This window comes from Nocardiopsis oceani, from assembly GCF_054777395.1.
The window spans coordinates 1-974 of the sequence record NZ_BAAHAR010000123.1 but is presented as its reverse complement, the minus strand read 5'-3'; the positions used below and the strand labels follow the sequence as shown (position 1 = coordinate 974).

Annotated in this window: 1 protein-coding gene; it reads right to left on the bottom strand. The window is 66.2% G+C overall.

The genetic code is table 11. From position 1 onward, the window contains the following. Positions 1-23: 23 nt before the first annotated feature. Positions 24-908 (bottom strand): IS982 family transposase, encoded by an 885-nt coding sequence (locus ACYVDG_RS32655; RefSeq protein WP_460764158.1) that lies wholly within the window; start codon positions 906-908, stop codon positions 24-26. Between the last annotated feature and the right edge of the window lie 66 nt (positions 909-974).

Here is a 974-nt window from a genome sequence, read left to right as displayed (position 1 = left end):
CTAGATGATTGAGTCCGATGTCTTCAGTGGTCGTAGGCGATCAGGGACCGCTTGACGGGGGCGTTGGTCTCCCAGTTGTGCCAGATCGCCGCGGCCATGGCCAGCAGGCGCTGTGCGGTACGGGCGAATACCCCCGCCGGAGTGCGTCCTCCGTGCTGCTCCAGGCTGAGCTGGCCTTTGAGCGTGTCGATCACGGCCTCGATCCACTGGCGAGACCGCACCAGCTTGCCGTGATGGGGCTTTTCGTCCTTGCGGTCGGGACGCACCAGATGGCAGCCCAGCCGCTCGGAGACGAAGCGCTCGAAGTCCCGCCCGGCGAAGCCCTTGTCGGCCAGGATCACCTGCCCGGCACGGATCAGGTGGTGGTCGCGTTCCAGCAAGGCGGCCATCACCTCCCGCTCGCCGATCTTGGGGTGGGCCAGACACCACGTGATGGGCATGCCCTCGGCGGTGGTGACCAGGTAGAGCCGGTAGCCCCAGAAGAACCGGGAGTGGGAGCGGCAGTACCCGTACCCGGCTTGTCCGGCCAGCTCCGAGCGTTTGACGGTCTCGCGTGAGGCCGCGCACGGTAGCGGGGTGGAGTCGATCAGCCGCAGGTTGTCGTCCCAGGTGGGGGCCTGTCGGGCGAGGTGGTCCAGGGCGCGGGCGATCAGTGGTCCGGCGTTGTTGAGGCGCTTGTTGTATCCGGATTGGCCAGGCAGGTAGGTGAACAGGTGGCCCAGGCGGGAGCCGACGAAGCGAATCCAGTGACGGGTGGAGGGGAAGCCGAGCAGGACTTGGGCGATGGCCAGGCACAGCAGCTCGGCGTCCGACAGCCGTGGCGGTCGGCCGATATGGCGGGGTTCGACGACGTGGTCGTCGCAGAAGACGTAGAGTGCGGTCAGAAGGGTGTCCAGGTCTCGTTTCACACCAAGACTCTGCGGCACCCTTCGCTGTGTCCGCTACCTGCTTACACATCGGACTCACTCATCTAG